18 protein-coding genes and 1 pseudogene are annotated in these 15809 nt (G+C 36.0%); 3 read left to right on the forward strand and 16 right to left on the reverse strand.

Annotation, left to right across the window (positions count from 1 at the left end):
* Positions 1-49 precede the first annotated feature (49 nt).
* The 6 genes from LDX58_RS20845 to LDX58_RS20860 form a co-directional block, all read right to left on the reverse strand.
* Positions 50-475, reverse strand: a complete 426-nt coding sequence (locus LDX58_RS20845; protein WP_227939071.1) for a hypothetical protein — start codon at positions 473-475, stop codon at positions 50-52.
* Complete coding sequence (locus LDX58_RS20850; protein WP_227939069.1) at positions 418-1104, reverse strand: M20/M25/M40 family metallo-hydrolase; 687 nt, start codon at positions 1102-1104, stop codon at positions 418-420. The genes LDX58_RS20845 and LDX58_RS20850 overlap by 58 nt, the downstream gene beginning before the upstream one ends.
* A 460-nt stretch (positions 1105-1564) precedes the next feature.
* Positions 1565-1687 (reverse strand): hypothetical protein, encoded by a 123-nt coding sequence (locus LDX58_RS26165; protein WP_265416795.1) that lies wholly within the window; start codon positions 1685-1687, stop codon positions 1565-1567.
* Positions 1688-1754: 67 nt separating this feature from the next.
* Positions 1755-1880 (reverse strand): hypothetical protein, encoded by a 126-nt coding sequence (locus tag LDX58_RS26170; RefSeq protein ID WP_265416796.1) that lies wholly within the window; start codon positions 1878-1880, stop codon positions 1755-1757.
* An 82-nt stretch (positions 1881-1962) separates the two neighbouring features.
* Positions 1963-2706, reverse strand: coding sequence for a winged helix-turn-helix domain-containing protein (locus tag LDX58_RS26520; protein ID WP_227939042.1), 744 nt, complete (start codon positions 2704-2706; stop codon positions 1963-1965).
* A gap of 65 nt (positions 2707-2771) precedes the next feature.
* Positions 2772-2936 (reverse strand): hypothetical protein, encoded by a 165-nt coding sequence (locus LDX58_RS20860; RefSeq protein ID WP_227939044.1) that lies wholly within the window; start codon positions 2934-2936, stop codon positions 2772-2774.
* 753 nt (positions 2937-3689) lie between these two features.
* Here LDX58_RS20860 and LDX58_RS20865 point away from each other — a divergent pair.
* Positions 3690-3881: a helix-turn-helix domain-containing protein gene (locus LDX58_RS20865; protein WP_227939046.1), complete on the forward strand. Its 192-nt coding sequence runs from the start codon at positions 3690-3692 to the stop codon at positions 3879-3881.
* A gap of 73 nt (positions 3882-3954) precedes the next feature.
* A complete protein-coding gene (locus LDX58_RS20870; protein ID WP_227939049.1) occupies positions 3955-4449 on the forward strand; it encodes a competence protein ComK in 495 nt (164 codons plus the stop codon).
* 102 nt (positions 4450-4551) lie between these two features.
* On the opposite strand, the gene LDX58_RS20875 is transcribed toward LDX58_RS20870, so the two are convergent.
* From LDX58_RS20875 to LDX58_RS20900, 6 genes are all read right to left on the reverse strand, one after another.
* Positions 4552-6195 carry a DUF2075 domain-containing protein gene (locus LDX58_RS20875; RefSeq protein WP_227939051.1) on the reverse strand — a complete coding sequence of 548 codons (1644 nt, stop codon included), beginning with the start codon at positions 6193-6195 and terminating at the stop codon, positions 4552-4554.
* A gap of 633 nt (positions 6196-6828) precedes the next feature.
* Positions 6829-7233, reverse strand: a complete 405-nt coding sequence (locus tag LDX58_RS20880; RefSeq protein WP_227939052.1) for a hypothetical protein — start codon at positions 7231-7233, stop codon at positions 6829-6831.
* Between the two features lie 94 nt (positions 7234-7327).
* Entirely contained in the window at positions 7328-8746 is a 1419-nt protein-coding gene (locus tag LDX58_RS20885) for a DUF2325 domain-containing protein (protein WP_227939054.1), read from the reverse strand.
* An 18-nt stretch (positions 8747-8764) separates the two neighbouring features.
* Positions 8765-9553 (reverse strand): hypothetical protein, encoded by a 789-nt coding sequence (locus LDX58_RS20890; protein ID WP_227939056.1) that lies wholly within the window; start codon positions 9551-9553, stop codon positions 8765-8767.
* A 46-nt stretch (positions 9554-9599) separates the two neighbouring features.
* Complete coding sequence (locus tag LDX58_RS20895; RefSeq protein ID WP_227939058.1) at positions 9600-10595, reverse strand: tetratricopeptide repeat protein; 996 nt, start codon at positions 10593-10595, stop codon at positions 9600-9602.
* Positions 10596-11028: 433 nt separating this feature from the next.
* Positions 11029-11322, reverse strand: a complete 294-nt coding sequence (locus LDX58_RS20900; protein ID WP_227939060.1) for a hypothetical protein — start codon at positions 11320-11322, stop codon at positions 11029-11031.
* A 565-nt stretch (positions 11323-11887) separates the two neighbouring features.
* Here LDX58_RS20900 and LDX58_RS20905 point away from each other — a divergent pair.
* Complete coding sequence (locus tag LDX58_RS20905; protein WP_227939061.1) at positions 11888-12094, forward strand: hypothetical protein; 207 nt, start codon at positions 11888-11890, stop codon at positions 12092-12094.
* A gap of 667 nt (positions 12095-12761) precedes the next feature.
* On the opposite strand, the gene LDX58_RS20910 is transcribed toward LDX58_RS20905, so the two are convergent.
* From LDX58_RS20910 to LDX58_RS20925, 4 genes and pseudogenes are all read right to left on the reverse strand, one after another.
* A complete protein-coding gene (locus LDX58_RS20910; RefSeq protein WP_227939062.1) occupies positions 12762-12923 on the reverse strand; it encodes a Sec23/Sec24 zinc finger-containing protein in 162 nt (53 codons plus the stop codon).
* A 296-nt stretch (positions 12924-13219) separates the two neighbouring features.
* Positions 13220-13510 carry a hypothetical protein gene (locus LDX58_RS20915; protein WP_227939063.1) on the reverse strand — a complete coding sequence of 97 codons (291 nt, stop codon included), beginning with the start codon at positions 13508-13510 and terminating at the stop codon, positions 13220-13222.
* Positions 13511-13600: 90 nt separating this feature from the next.
* Complete coding sequence (locus LDX58_RS20920) at positions 13601-14791, reverse strand: DUF6946 family protein (protein ID WP_227939064.1); 1191 nt, start codon at positions 14789-14791, stop codon at positions 13601-13603.
* A 756-nt stretch (positions 14792-15547) separates the two neighbouring features.
* A pseudogene (locus LDX58_RS20925) lies at positions 15548-15809 on the reverse strand (IS110 family RNA-guided transposase); the annotation flags it as partial.

Genomic DNA, 15809 nt, shown 5'->3' on the forward strand with positions numbered 1-15809 from the left:
TAAAATTTACTATATTACATATATTTGAAAGATATCTAACAACATTCCTCTATGAAAATGTGATAAAAGGAGTGTTGATGCACCCCTTATTGCGCTTTTCTCGGTTCCTAACGGCTGGTTGTTGCCTATTTATTTTTCGAATGATTTTTTTTAATTCGTTGCATCTTTTTAAAACGCCTTTTAAGAGTTTGGCTGTCTGGTAGCAAACAACGACATCAAGCGTCTCTTCATCGGTATGTTCATTCCAATAACCGGCTGATAGGTTTACGCTTTGAATACCATTGCCTGCCCAAATTCTCGTATCACTGCTTCCACCCATTGTGGTTGCCCAACCACTTAGTCCTTCTTCATCTGCCACCTTTTCAAAGAAAGTACCATAGTCTTGATGGCAAAACGGGAGGAAGTTTCCGCAAGACGTTAAACAATATCTCCATTGCCACGGCGGTCTACAACTATCGCTCCATCGGTTCCCCAAAGGAAATAATCGTCTACCTTGCTCGCACCAACTAAACCACATTCCTCTTCGACTGTAAAAATAACCTTCACCTTCCCGCTAAAAGACGAATGATAAAGGTGTTCCACCAAGTGAAGGATAACCGCAACACCAGCGCGGTCATCAGCTCCCAAAATTCCTTTACTGCTCGACCAGACCGTTCCATTCTTAATAATTTTTCGTCCTTCTTCTAGTTCATATACTGTGTCAAGGTGAGCATTTAGCAGAATCGTTGGACCGTGGCCATTTCGATACGTTTTTTCCGCTAAAACATTTCCACCATGGTCGATGGCAAGATGATCCATAAAGGGAGAGAGTCTATCAATAACATGTTCTCTTACTCTTCCTTCATTTCCACTTGCTCCCGGTATCATGAGCAAATGTTCAAGTTGAAGATAGAATAATTGTTCTTTGATATATTCAACGCCGCCTTCTCCTACCCAGCTTTCCTCTATTTGGCTCCATTTTTCCGCTAATTCTAGTAGTTCATGTTCCCTACAACGTAATTGTAATTGGTAATGATTATGACGTTCGATGATGTGAACACGCTTCATGCCAACTGCAAGCAATAGTTCTTGTAGCATTTCGATGTCACAGTCTTTCGTAAGCATCACATGTGTCGCTCTTCTGCCATGCCCGCCCGTCACAGGAGCCCATCGTATAAAAACCAAAGCGATTTAACTGGCGCACAATTCCACTAATATATAAGTCGAGTTCACTAACCTTTGGTACTTCTTGACCCGGTCGAAACCATAAGCCTTCTCCTCTTCCCCGACCTGGAAATTGAAGAGCTTCGGTCCAGCTTTCTTCACCATCTATTTCCTCAAGAAGGATTAACCTATCATCATTGATGGTATATGGGATGCGCGCCTTATCCTAACACTCCCATAAAAATTGCAGGTTTAACTCGTTTTCATTTTCACATTTAAATATGTTTCTTTCCTCTTCCGACAACATCCATCCATGACGATTTAATAATTGATTCCACGTTTTCATCATATCATCTCCCTTTCAATTTCTTGACTCATTATCGCAAATATAATGTGACATCCATGTCACACCCCACATTCCTCACGTCATAGAGCCATTTGTCCAGCATTGCCGACTTAAGCACCTCGCTTCTTTTAGTAATCGGTGACTTGCTTCATGTTGTCGTAACGTTTCATAAACGAAAACTCGGTGTTTGTTTTTCATTCGTATCATTCTCCTTTCTCTCTCTTCACCATGAGTATAATGAAGTAGCTGTGACAAGGTTGTCATATCATGAGATCTTCATCTCCTTCTGCTCTATTTTCTTAAAATAGTTCTCACTGCCGCTAAGCCACCGTGGATCCACCCGCTCGATGTTAACTGTTTTCATGATTTGTTCGATTTTCATTGTTAACATCGACACCATCTCCTCGTTATCTGATACCTAAAGTTTACAAGATCGGTTGTGACACCCCTGTCACAACAAAAAAGCCCCTGGATTAGTCCAGAAGCAGATCAGTACTTACATCTCTATTATGTTTAAACATTCGAAACTCATATAAAGAGTTCCAGCGGTAACCACCGTCGATCGTTTGAATTACATCTTGCAGTGGGTGCAATGGTTCTAACCTATCCCTTAACCTTGATATACTGCGCCTTAACGTCGCATAAGGATCTCTCGATTGTCGATATCTTCTCTCAATAATTACTTGACGACTAACGCCTTCAGGATGGCGCATTAAAAACTCGAGTAAAGGTACTTGTGTCGCTGGAATAGATATTTCCCGCCCGTCTAAGGACAGGGTCACATCATTCATACTTCGATGATTTAAAATGAAGCAATTTTTATTTTCAAAGGGATCAGAAAGTTCCTCGTATTCACGTACACTAACTTCACTGAATTCCGTTCCATTGACAATCATCTGATACGGCTTTTCTTCAGTTTGCTCGGTTGATTCCAGTTCTTTTAATAAATGTTGGATTTCGCCAAATAAATTCAAGTCTTCAACTGGAATTCGTTCAACTTTTTTAAGGAACTCTTTTGAGATAATTTGAGTCGCTTTTAATATGTAGTAATGGGCTTTGACCTGTTGTTCCTTCTCAAGTCGATTACGGCTCTGTCTAGGATAACAATGGAGAGACTGCTGAAAAGAATCGACTGATTTCGCCCATTCTTTCTGATAAAAATATAGAAAACCTAAACGATAATACGCTCTTGCATTTTCAGGGTCGACTTTTACCACTTGATTGAATCTCAAGGTCGCTTTCTTGTAGGAATACTGCCGAAGCTTTAGGTCTTCGCCTTGCATCAGTAATAAATAAGCCAGAGTTTCTTTATAGCGGATTTCTTTTGGGTTAATCCTTGAAGGTTTCTAAATATACTTTCTCCTTCAATAACCCAATTGAGGTTCGTCTCATCCTCATTTTCCTTTTCTAGCAGCTCTTCTTCTGAAAAATCTGACATTCTGATCATTTGTCGCTCTCCTCTTTTTATCGGTTTGATTACTTTTATTGTAGCAGCGTTTATCATATTAGTTACCACTTGTTTTATTAACGTCTTCTAAAATACTACTTCAAAATCACAGATTTCCCCAATCCCTGACTAATAGCGAACAGCGCCAGGCACTGTTTGCTTTTATATCCAATAACACGACAATTCCAACGAGAAAAAGTCGAATTTCGCGGTGAAAAGGCCAATTTTTTACTAATTAGAGAACATCTTTTTGCAGTAAAGACAGAACTGAGTTTCAAGAATCCAATATCTATTAATTACTGTACACTCCTACCTATCCAATAAAAACCCCAAATAAATAACAGAATTTCGAATTCAAAAGTCAATTGACTGGAGCGCTCTTATACGTTTATCCACCTCAAAGTCTTAATTTCGTTTTAATAATTCATTTGTAATTTGATCAATCTGATTTCTTGTGTCGTATGGGATGAGTTTCTTTGAGACCCACTCCTGTGATTACTGTTAAGAATATAAATCATATAGAGTCTAGTGTAACTACTCCTTTTCATCTAAAAAAAAAGCTGTATAATTTACCATTATATGTAATTATGATGGTTATACCCATTCGATATAACTCCTTAAATGACTGAATATAGTCTTAAAAAGGAGCTAGACTAGTGGAGGAAATAGATAAACTAAGAGAAAAAAAATTAGAGAAACTATCAAACAAAAAAATAGGTATTCATATTCAAGGATTACGGAAAACTCAAGAAAATGACTGGTGAGGATTTAGCACATAAAGCAAAAATGAACCGCACTCACCTTGGTGAAATAGAACGCGGCGAAGTGACAATATCCTATTTTACTTTATTAAAAATTAGTAATGCCCTTGAATTAGAAAGCCCTAATATTCTTTGTTCAGAAGTAAATGCCGAAGTAAAAAACTTTTTAAATGAACTTAATTAGGAATAGTTCCCTTACTCAACCTCTACATCCTCACTCAAAAACTATACTACTAATTAATAAAGGAGCCCCGCCTATGACAAACGAAATCCTGATTCACTACGAAATTAACAGAGAAACTTCTGTCCTTCTTCCCGCTGAACACCTAGAATATAACTCTATCGTTTGGGAAAAAGATCAAGTATTTCACGTTAGAAAAACCCCTTTCCAGCTTATAAAGGAAGCTTGTCTAGAAGGCGGTGCTGATTATGATGGCAGAAAAGTTGCTGTTACATATAAAACAGGAATTCAAAGTAAAATTCCGATTCCAGTAAATCCACTCGAACATATCTATGCGTTTCCTACTAACTCCCCTAAGCTATTCGAATGTAGCTGGATTTTCTACCACCACGTTAAATCCTTAAAAAGACATCCACATTTCTCTAACCAATCCATTATTACCTTTAAGAATCACAAAGAACTTCACCTTGAAATTTCTTATAATACTTTGGAAAGACAATTGCAGCGCACCTCTTATTGTATTGTACGCTTCTCCCGCTTGGATAATCAGTCACCTTATCAATTTGGTTGACACCCTGTAAATGATTATAGTTTTGGTGAAAATGTGATTATACCAGTCTAGCTCAAGTAGTTCTGACCTTACTGCTGGTCAGGCATGGAATTTTCCATATCTTCACCTAACACGTTTTTGATACTCTAATAGTCGATTTCGTAATGCTTCATCACTAGCATATAGAAATAGTCCTTTTATGCCACGTTTCATTAACACATTGACTGAATTTAAAATGATTCGTTCTTTTGCTTCTTTAACATTCTTAATACCCTCTGTGCCTGTAAAAGCTCCTAAATCTTTATATTGATCTACTTCAACAACTAATTGATCACTTTGTTCATCAAAAGTAATTGACGGACCTAGAATGACACCTACATAATTTAAATCAAACCCCTGTATCGTATAAATTGAACCTGCTTCGTCTACAGTTGATGCTTGCTCGGCCCAAGTGTATTTACTATTAGTTATGTTCCAAGGAATTTGATAATCCCCGTTATCTTCCTTGATATAGTAAATACCCCCATCTTTTTTATGTAGATAATCGAACGTCGATACGACACGACTCAAACCATGGCGTTCATTCTTCATCTTAATAGCTTCATGCATATTTTTAAGTGACCCAAAGACCTTAAATTCGTAATCCTCGTCAACAGGTAGTGGTAATAACCGTTTTTGTTTAAATTGATTAATCCATTCAATGACTTCATCATTCGCTCGCATACGAAATTGATTCGTTAACTCATACCTTTCAGAATAAGCACTTTTTGAAATTAAACTTTCTAATGTCATTTCTTGCCACAAACTTTTTAACTTTAATACTTGATCACCGTCATAAACTACTACAACCACTTTTGCAAGCTTCAGTAATTCTTCTAACTGGTTCTGGTCGTGAAAATTATTGTATATATCTGGACGTGTTAATAGCAGATGCGCTTCATCAACTACTATAATATCTGCTTTACTATCGTTTTTCTTTAGTTGATTAATTAATGGAGTTGCCTTAGCAAAGTTTTTGGCTCTTAAATGTTTTAACTGTGCAGCTATGCCTTTATAAGTCTTAATCATTTCTTCATGGTTTACGACTAAATAATTTTCAGTTTCATATAAAGGTGATGATGCCTCTTTTGTGTATTCCTGTAAGGTATTGAAAATAGAACTTAACACGACACTTTTTCCAACCCCAGCTTCACCCTTCACAACATACAAACTGCCAAAATCATTTGGCTCGAGTTGAACTTGTCTTTCACAAAATTGTATAACCTTCTCTTTTAGATCTAGTTGTTCGATTGATAACTCTTTAAAGGGTGATAATTTAAAAATATCCTTGTTCTCAATCACATGTTGTTCATTTGTTACAATTCCTTTTGTAAAAAGTTCTTGCCAAATATTCTTAAAGGTCATATGTTCGAAATGCGGTTTATTATGATAATTATAGGAGAAATCATTCGTTGCTTTACTTTTATTTTGAAGTTTATATTTCTCATCACCTAGAAAGTAATTAATTAACTTGGTTTCCAAATGAAATGTCGCAGAACGATTAAACTCATCGTATTTAATTAGATGCATCTGATTCAACTTTTTTCGCTCAGGTGTCTTTAAATGGGCACGCATACGTTTCTTGAAATAGACGGTCTCACCAATATATGCTTCCTTCGCACTATTCAATAAGTAAATAACTGGATAATTTAAATACGACTCCCTATTATTAATTTGATTTAAACTCTTTTCTTGAAAAGGCCACGTAACAATCTCTATCTCTGACATAAGATCCCCTTAATTTAATATCATTTTCACTAAGACACCGATAGTGAGTAGACTGGTAGATGTAATGTTTAATATTTAATGTCTATTATACTTAATTTGGTGATTTTTGTAAGAAGCTGAAAATGTATATAGCGGATCTTTTTGAATTAGACGTTACAATTCTCTCCTTTTATTGAAATGATGACCTAGAAGAGTAATGCACGCCTGTTGTTCTCCCCCAAGCCTGATGAGGAAGGTTTCCGATTTATCAATACTTTTTAGCGCCTTGTGCATTCCGTTATGCGTACTAAAAAGAGGCTGGGACAAAACTCAGAATGGACAAGGGGACAGGTCCCTCGTCCCATTCTACCCATTAACCTAACTTGAAATAAATAGTCTTGAGCGTTCCTAAAATTGCCCCCCACTTCATTAGCCAAGGCCAGCACCGCATCTTCCGAGCCTATTTGATCGCAACTTCTTTTGGTTTTACATAAACCTACAAATGGTTCTTTCACTCTGTATTCGCTTTGGACAAGGAACCTGTCCCCTTGTCTTCACGTATAAACGCTTTGCTCGACTCGTTCATAGTGATTAGTTGAATGTTTTTGCTGAACCCCCTTTAATCTATCTAGTTGAAATTATCAAACTTATGCCTTATTCATATTTCTTTTTCAAACGTAACAGTTCTTGAAATTCCGTTAGATTGTTTTTCCATAAACCATTTTTCAGAGCCTCCTCAACTTGCTGGGTATAAAATACACTGAGTGACTTCTGTATAATACTATCAACTTCTTCTCTAATCTCACCGAGTTCTACATCCCTTGTTACAGTAGTAAGGTCAGTCAACATTTCATCCGTATAACTGTGAATCCGATCAATATTTAATTTGTACTTATTATCTATTGGATCAACTTGAACAACTACTGCTTTTTTTCCTAAGTACTGTTCCATTCTAGAAGTAAAGATATCACTACTATCGGAACCATAATTATAATATCTTTGACCAATGACTAAATTGTCTTTTACATGTACTGTTTGACCAACGTTATATTTATTCACCGTATTACCTCTCAGAATTATCAGAAAACAAAGGCTGCATTCTCAATAATTACAAATCCTAAATTTACTCCTAATAGAAGATGATAAACTTCTCCTAAGCTAGTTTTGTCTTCATCAGTACTTCACTAAGTATTTGTTTATTATTAATACTACTGACAAACACAATGGGTTTTCCAACATCAATGGCCCATTCCTTTGCCTCCCACATCGCTGCATGAGAGATATAATTGGTAATAATCGCAATGACATCACACTTTTTCAAGGTGTCATGAAATGCTACATCTAATTTTTCCCCACTATGCTTAATAATCTGACATCCATTTATATTTTCTTCCATTTCCTTTCTTCGATAACCCCCGATAATACCTATCGTTTTGCCACTCAGCCTACTTAGGTCTATATTCATATCTCTATCTTCGTCAACTACATCTTTCTCAGAGGTCTCTTCTAATGGTTGTTCTGGAGTTGTTTGTTTAACTTGTTCAAGAAGTTGTTTGTTTATTTCCTTTAATTCTGAGATTAACCCTTTATAATCTTGTATTTTCCGGTTCGTATCTGGATCCCTCTCAATTGTTTTTGGAACTTGGAGTTCTAGCTCGCGTTGTTTCTCATAAAGTGCAGCTACCTTTTCTTCTAATTGATATTTTTCAGCTCGTTCTTTTTGTAGCTGACGAACTGAGCTTTGGTAACGATGTAAAAGATTCATATGCTGGGACTCAAGTCTTGTTAGGCGTTCAACTATCATCTTTGTTTCACGTTGAGGCTTCTTAATTACTTTCATAATATGTTTTACACGAAACATCTCGAGTTCTTGAGGTAGTGGGAAATGTAAGATAAGATATTTCGTTCTTTCTAGGCCAAACATTTTTATGTCTTTTTCAACTTCCCAATCTTTTGGTGAGACACTTGCATAAATATCAATCACTAATTCGGTGTTTACTTCTCTCCAAAATATCTTCTTTTCTTTTACTGACGTACAATACCTTTTTACGTCTCTACGAAGCTCAGATAAATTTTCTTTTGGATGAAAGTGCTGATGGTTTAAACGAATGAGTGCATCATTAATTTCTTTTACAGTTAACTCTCGACAAATTCTATCCCATATCTCGAGTGCAAATGTAGTATAAGCCTCCCAAAACTGGTCTTCATGTTCGTTTAATGTAGGTCTTTGTTTACTTATACCTATCTCATGAAGTTCCGCTTCCTCCTCTGATAATACAGAACCATATATATCTCCGGCATCACCCATTACATCAATGTCTTTTCCAATGATACGACGGTTAATATTTTGATTTGAAAGCTGATCCTTTAAAATGAGCTCTTCTGGGTACATATCTTCACCACACTTACTACAAAAAATCTGCCTTATAGCTAGCTTTAAGTTAGAACTGTTAAATTCTTTTAATTTCATTTCCCCTAAATCATGTGCTACCTTCATGACAGTGCTATTACAGTCGGGACACCGATTATAATAAAAATATGTTAAGTGAACTTGTTGGTTAGGATGAAACATGATGAATCCCCCTTTTAATTAGTGACTTACTTTCTCCATCCACGCTACTAAATGATTCAACTGACCATTTAAACGAAAAGCTTCTGCTACTTCTTTCATTTTTTTACTTCTTTTAAAATATGTGATTTTTCTTTCTTTGATTTTAGTAGAATTGTCTTTTAATCGATATGCCATTTTTAACGTATCTTCATAGATCTTCTTACTATCCCATTGTTCTGTAGCTGTTTTTTTAGCAACAAGCCTTGATCCTGTACCACCTTCAAATTCGACTTCCCATGTATAATTCAAATTCAAATCGTTTAACATTTTCTTTTGTACAATGCTAAACCAAGCTCCGTTATAAACTCCAGAAAATTGAAGGTTAGGTGCATGTCTTAAATGACCATCACAACCAGCTACACATGCAATTCCTGTTTTGTTAACTGCTTTCACCAAACAAGAAATAAAAGGGTCCAATTTCAACGTATCTACCTTTAATCCATGTTTTCGATTTACAAAAGCTCTCCATCTAAAATGATATCCATTTAAGCTAATTGGGAACTCTTTCCCTCTGTGTGTAGTAATCCTTTTCATCATCATTACAGGAAATTTGTTCACAAGTAATTGGAAGTTCTCCTCATTCCAATGAATAGGGATATTATACTTGGATAATAGAGCTTTCACATCTGAATAATCTGAAGCTGCACTCCCTTTAGCCAATGCTAAAAATGGCCCCTTCTTCTCCACTAAAAACCCTCTCATTTCTAATGCCTCAAATAATCTTTCTTGACCATCCATTAATTCAAGTGTTAGTAAGTTTGATCTCATCCTAATCGCCTCCTCATTTGTTACTTTAATTATAAAACAAAGAAGATTACAAAATTGTAATCCCCTCAAGAGTGCGACCGCTACCATAGCGCCTTATACTTTTATAATGGACATTACCTTTTAAAAGTTCATGGTTCCAAACATAACTATTTCCTACAGTCTTTAAAAGTTTTTTTCCATCTGTACCTGTTGCTTTCTTTATGTCCGAACGAATTTTATTAATCATTCTTGGAACATATGAGTCTGACATATCAATGGAAGAATAACCAAACAGAACTTGAGCAATTTCAGGTATCGATAATCCTTCCTCACTTAACATAACCGCTTCTAATATTTGCGTATTTACTGGTGAAAACGAAACACTTTCATTTTCACCATTTAACACAGCTTGGTATGGGTTTACGATAAGAACGACACGTTCTCCTCGTGATACACTGTTTTCAATTTCTTCTTCTGTCTCTATTATAGTCCCATGCTGCTGTGAAAGAGGAATATATCCCTTCTTTTTTGAGGACTTTATTTTTGCTTGATATGGCTTTAGAAAAACATCAAGAACTTTGTCACTCTTTGCTTTATTCTCAACTTTAATCAAGTATTGTATCGCTTCTTTAAAGAACATCAACTTGTAATAACATAGTGCCATATTACAAAAAAGTTTATCTGTTTGCCTGTCGTCTAACCCTAATTTAATGGCACGTTCAGCATAAAAAAGTGCCCCTTCGTAGTTATTTTGCTTCTCTAATAAAAAGGATAGGTGATAACAAGGTCTAGGATCTATTGGATCAATATAAGCTGCTTGCTTCATGTTACGAACTGCACGATCAAAATTAGAGAATTTCATCTTTTCATTTCTTCCGAGGTTCAAATGAAGTCTGGAAAGTGCCTGCAAGTATTCACTTTTATTCTCCTTATCTAGCCTTATACACTTCTCATAAAGTGTAATACCAGATTGGATCCACTCCTGTTCTTCCTCTTCATCATCAATCCCGTGAAGGTCTGCCCAATCTTCAAGTTGCTGTTTTAATTGTTCGATGTTTTCCATTGCTTTCCCCCTCATACAGTTAATCGGATTGAAATGTTTTTATTAAACTCATCACCCTACCTCCATCCGTACGTACCATAACCGTCACCAAATCTTACTTCGCTGCACTAAAAGCCAATATCACGGAAACAGCATCCCCATGAACGGTAGAAATTCCTAGCAAATACACAATTATTTAAAGGGAAACTTGACAAGTGAAGAGAATTTTCCGGGAACTATTGAATTCTGAATTTAATTTCCTACATCATAAGGATAGAAACAAAAATGCTATTACTGCACAAAATATCACTAATCCCCAACCAAATAACAGTAGCAATTCTCCACCAATATTTTGTTTGTAACTTTGTTTCCCGATGTTAATAAAGAATAGACCACCTAAAAATATAAACAGCCAAGCAAAAAACATGTGACTTCCCCATCCCTGCTTTAGGTTCTAGATTCGATTATCTTCCTGTTGATACATAAATTCTAAAATACAAAAAATATTGCTGAACTCTTCTAATGAATAGTTGTTTACTAAATGGTTAACGCTTGGTTTATTAACACATAATTCTTCGTAACCGGTTATTGTATCTATTGAAGTTTCTACTAGCATGAAACAGATTACTTTAGCCATATCTTTTTTTATTTTCTTTATCTTTGTGGAATATACATCTTTACTTATTATTAATTTATTTTTCTCTATTTCTTGTTTTTTGCCTTCCTTCTCCATTTGTTCGTGACGCATCTCTTACACAGTTGGTTTGAATCTAGTGATTTTACTAAACTATTGCATTTTACACACCGGTTTCTCTCTATAAATTCTGTAGAAGGCTTTATTTGATCACATATCAAGCACCTTTGCTAACTCATAGTAACTCCTTATATTTTACTGTTTTGTTCTGAGACCTACTTTTTTCTGGGATCAAGTAATCTTTGTTATTCCTAATAAGTTGTTTACTCTGTATTTCTCTAAGTATAGCCTTTAATTCTCTTCCTCTATTAAAAATTCCTCTTAAACGCAACGTAACTTGATAACAATCTTCCACATTAATGTATTCTTCTTCGGTATGTTCATACCTATTTCTAGCAGAAAGAATTCGCTTAATAGGCCTTCTTGTGCCCCCACTTATTCAAAGAATATTCCGTAAGCATCATTACAAAACGGAGTATATGGTGCCTGTTCACTATCCGGTATTATGTCGATATAAATTCGACACACTTCGAGCAGTGACAGTGAATTGCGCCATGATAGTAGACACTTATAATTCGGGAAATCCATGACCATAATTGTCATAAAAGGAGAGGTTTGCATGTCTACTAAAAGAAGAAATAATAAAAGGTATTCATTCGAATTAAAACTGGGTGCAGTCAAAAGGGTTATAGCAGGAGAGAGTGTCATCAATGTAGCCAAAAAGCTACAAACAGTTATCGTAGGTGCTCGAGTATCTGTAAAGTTCTTAAGAAAGGATTACCCAAATCATTTGTATGCTTTGAGGCAGTCGCTCTCATTTCATTAATGCATGATGTGTAATCTTGGTTGATCACTAGTAGTGTGTCTATTTCTCTTAAGATATCGGTGATATAACCTGCTTTTACATATGGAGACCAAAACATAAATTCTATATTAGGTATGTCCTTTAATATTATTTCGGCATACTCTTTTGGCACTTCATGCTTTTGGATTATCTTTTGTACAGTCCGTTTTCATTTATTACCTCTCTCCTTTCACTAGCCCTATTATTCTTTCAATTCAAATCCATACTTTTTATTTATCCTTTTTGCGATCTTATCTAAAAAACTTTCAACAGTCGTCTTTTCAACATTTTTTGTATACCATGCTAACTTTGCTCCTTTAAGTTTGCCGTCATAATAAAACTGAATACAGCCACAATATTTTGACCATCTCTGCAATGTTTTTTACTAGAAGTTGCCACGAAATTTACCAGTTGCTGTCAAAGTGTTTGCTAATAGAAGAACGTCAACATTTTGAAGTGAAAAAGCCTAATCCTCTTTTTCTTCTTTACCAAGGAATTAGGCTTTAGTCTTCCGCAATCGAGCTAATTGTGGAATATCATTTTATTGAATAGTATTCTTGTACTGCGTAACAAGAGAAATGTTTCGTCTCTCTTATTCAAATTATAAGAAAAACTAAGGCTTTCGCTTATAATAATCTTAGTCATCAGCCTAGTCCTCAACTTCAAAGATATTTGCACTTGAAATACTGTTTTTATATCCACATTCGGTACATTGCCAAATGTACTTATGGTCATCAAAACCAGCTTGGTTATTCAAATATTCATCACAACTATCACAATACCACTCGATACCTGGAAACCTATCACCCATAATTTTATCCTCCTAATCTTTTAAGTGCCCTTAGTTTTTTCTTCATCTTCTTTTGTGTCCAACGATAAAGTTTATTAGCTTTCAAATACCACAATAGTAGTATGTTTCCCATGTTGACCATCATCAAGATCACTCTAGTCCTCAAAAATATCAATTTCGCTTTGACTATAATAGTAGTCATGTATTACTGCGGTTTTTTGATATAATTCGGCAAGCTATAAAATGGTATAATTTTTCGGTATTTAGACAATCCAACTTAAACAGAAGTTCGAAGGTGTCAGGATCTAAATCTTCCATTAAAAAAACTCTGCATCATCAAAATCTACGTCATTTAAATCAACACCTCGAGCATTCAAGTCTGAGCGTAACTGTGTGTAAAATTTTTCTTCTATGTCACTAGGTATGAAACCATGGTCAACATTACCTGTCGAAGAAAAGTAAATAGCTACCTTATAATTCGAATATTCATCATTCCATTCAACATCTGCCCCCATAGTAATAGTACCTTTACCGGTAAAATTATCATCAAACTTTTTATAATACGGATAAGTATACGAAAATTCATAAAAGTCTTCCCTTTTTGCCATTTTTCTAATCTCCTTTATCAATTGTATTATGCCTTATGTTCAGTTAGGAAAAATAAAGCTTCTTAAAACTTGTTCTCCAAAAAGTATTTTTCAACCCATCACCCACCTATTCAGAAACTGCCAATCCTTCACAGTTCCGTCCTCATTCAGGATATTCAGGAACGAGCCGTCCCCTTTTCCTACTTGCCAGATGGCTTGGGCGGTGGTTTCTTTGTCTGAAATTCCACTGGTTTTTATATAATTGAAAAACGTGTTCTTCCCAGGCCCATAATTTTCTGCCACGAATGCCACTAAGTAGATATCAATGCAGCTTGCACCTAAATCTTCTGGATGGTGGTTTAAGATATGGTTTCTAATCAAGCCCATTTGGTAATCTTGATTCAACTCTAGTAATTCCATTTTAATTTTCTCTAAATGATAGGCTTGATAGCTTCTTTTTTCCCATTGCTTTAGTTGAGATACGTCACCATGGACTTCCTTAAGTTTCTTTAAGGTATTTTTCAAATTACAAACAGTAGGGATGACGTTAAAATGAATGCTTCTGCCTCTTAGGTTATTTGGCAGATTATCTGCTGCCTTATGTAAATGAATAGGGTTTCCCGTGTTTACCTTTTGTTTTTCTCCAGTCACCCAGCCAAAATAGAGATGAACACCATTAACCAAAACCGGTCCAACAATAGCATCTTTTTTTGAGATGACCTGAAACATTTTGACAAACTCCACATAATCGTCGTACCACTTTCCTGTTTCACTAAATGAATGGACGAGCATAAGTGCATTTTTGGCTTGCACCTTACTTGCTTCGATCACTGTCGAAGCCGTTCGATGCAGGAGCTGATATCTAGTATTTAAAGGAGCTTCGGCCAAGTCTAGTTTCTTCAATAAGTAGTCCAGCCGCTCCCTTTTTCCCGTACTAGGGTTGTCTCCTAACCAGGCTTTGACTGTCTCTCCGAAAGGCTCGGACACTTTTCCTTCGACCATTACCGTCAGGAGTTCTTCGCCGGCTTTGGCTAAAACATAGAGGTCGTTCTGAGAGCTTGTTGAACCGCCAGGCAAAGGGACCTTGTACTCTGGAAATCCATATAAGAATGTTACGTCTTTGAACAATTCATGTTCACTCGTTTGGAACGCATGTTGAACACAAGCTGGAAAGCCTTTAGCCTTCTCCCATCTAGCGGCCAGTTCCATTGCTGAATATCCAGCCTGCCACTGTTTCTCCGGGTCTGCCAGTAAATTTCTCCAAGCCTCTTCTCCTTTTGACGGAATATAAAATGCTCCCATCGTTCTCCCTCCTATGAGTACGTTTTTACTCGTCCTAGAATCTACATTTTTTCTAGTCTTGTGGACATTCAGGGTCTGGCCCCGTTAACCGGAGAAATTGCTTTTTCTAGCTGCAGTTTTATTGGTTCTGTTGTGTTGGACCATTGTTCATGGAATTGGGCTGATAATAGTTGGTTCCAAGAAGTGTTTGCGCCTAGGTGCACTGCAGAAAGTTAATAACGTCAAAATAGTTTTATCCTTTTGGATTTGAAGTGGATGCTTTACAAAGGAGGTACTCATATTTCAAATAACAAAGTTGAAATTCTTTACATTTTGCCTTTTCCTCTTCTAATCTTTATAGATTATATACTTCTCCGATCAAATACTCTTGTATTAAACAAAAATGAGTGGATTCATTCCTACACATTTCCCAACTATCCTTATTAACTTTTTTGTTTCCTTTTGTTTTGGAATTCAATATATCTTTTAAGTGTGAGGCGATAATGAGAGTCTTCTGGATATTCCCTATCAACAGACGCTATCAATGAAGGAGTAAGCTCTGTTTCTCCATTATATAAACCTTTATTAAGGATTCCGTTCCACCGACTAATATAATCTTTTACAGATTTGTCTCTTAAATGATAATTTTTTCTTAGAAAATCCTCAAATTCCATACCATATCCCTACGCTCTCTATTATTTTCTAATCTATTTATTCCCTACCATTTGCTTCTTTTCCTTTTAAATGGGAGCATAAAAAATAAAAAAGTAAAGAAATTTACTGCGCAGTATCCTTATAGCCTAGACTTTCAAGCCTTCGTAGTGAATGTCGAACAATGGATTGTTGTTTTTGCTTATCGAAGTAATCTTCTCCTAAATCGACGTACATTTCTTTACGGGTCAATAAGTAATAGGAGATTCGTAATATCGCATGCGCGACTACAACTGCTGCCCGCTTTTTACCTTTACGTGCTGCAGTACGGCGATAAAGCGCTCCGAGGTAGTTTTTTGACCCTCTAATAGATTGGGCTGCTTCAATT

The sequence above is a fragment of the Alkalihalobacillus deserti genome (genome assembly GCF_020734105.1).
GTDB classification, from domain to species: Bacteria; Bacillota; Bacilli; order Bacillales; family Bacillaceae_D; genus Halalkalibacter; species Halalkalibacter deserti.

Coding starts and splice junctions, on each gene's coding strand:
- LDX58_RS20850 (WP_227939069.1), bottom strand. CDS start 1,104: ATGCTTACGAAAGACTGTGACATCGAAATGCTACAAGAACTATTGCTT.
- LDX58_RS26165 (WP_265416795.1), bottom strand. CDS start 1,687: ATGAAAAACAAACACCGAGTTTTCGTTTATGAAACGTTACGACAACAT.
- LDX58_RS26170 (WP_265416796.1), bottom strand. CDS start 1,880: ATGTTAACAATGAAAATCGAACAAATCATGAAAACAGTTAACATCGAG.
- LDX58_RS20860 (WP_227939044.1), bottom strand. CDS start 2,936: ATGATCAGAATGTCAGATTTTTCAGAAGAAGAGCTGCTAGAAAAGGAA.
- LDX58_RS20865 (WP_227939046.1), top strand. CDS start 3,690: ATGACTGGTGAGGATTTAGCACATAAAGCAAAAATGAACCGCACTCAC.
- LDX58_RS20870 (WP_227939049.1), top strand. CDS start 3,955: ATGACAAACGAAATCCTGATTCACTACGAAATTAACAGAGAAACTTCT.
- LDX58_RS20875 (WP_227939051.1), bottom strand. CDS start 6,195: ATGTCAGAGATAGAGATTGTTACGTGGCCTTTTCAAGAAAAGAGTTTA.
- LDX58_RS20885 (WP_227939054.1), bottom strand. CDS start 8,746: ATGTTTCATCCTAACCAACAAGTTCACTTAACATATTTTTATTATAAT.
- LDX58_RS20890 (WP_227939056.1), bottom strand. CDS start 9,553: ATGAGATCAAACTTACTAACACTTGAATTAATGGATGGTCAAGAAAGA.
- LDX58_RS20895 (WP_227939058.1), bottom strand. CDS start 10,595: ATGGAAAACATCGAACAATTAAAACAGCAACTTGAAGATTGGGCAGAC.
- LDX58_RS20900 (WP_227939060.1), bottom strand. CDS start 11,322: ATGCGTCACGAACAAATGGAGAAGGAAGGCAAAAAACAAGAAATAGAG.
- LDX58_RS20905 (WP_227939061.1), top strand. CDS start 11,888: ATGTCTACTAAAAGAAGAAATAATAAAAGGTATTCATTCGAATTAAAA.
- LDX58_RS20910 (WP_227939062.1), bottom strand. CDS start 12,923: ATGGGTGATAGGTTTCCAGGTATCGAGTGGTATTGTGATAGTTGTGAT.
- LDX58_RS20915 (WP_227939063.1), bottom strand. CDS start 13,510: ATGGCAAAAAGGGAAGACTTTTATGAATTTTCGTATACTTATCCGTAT.
- LDX58_RS20920 (WP_227939064.1), bottom strand. CDS start 14,791: ATGGGAGCATTTTATATTCCGTCAAAAGGAGAAGAGGCTTGGAGAAAT.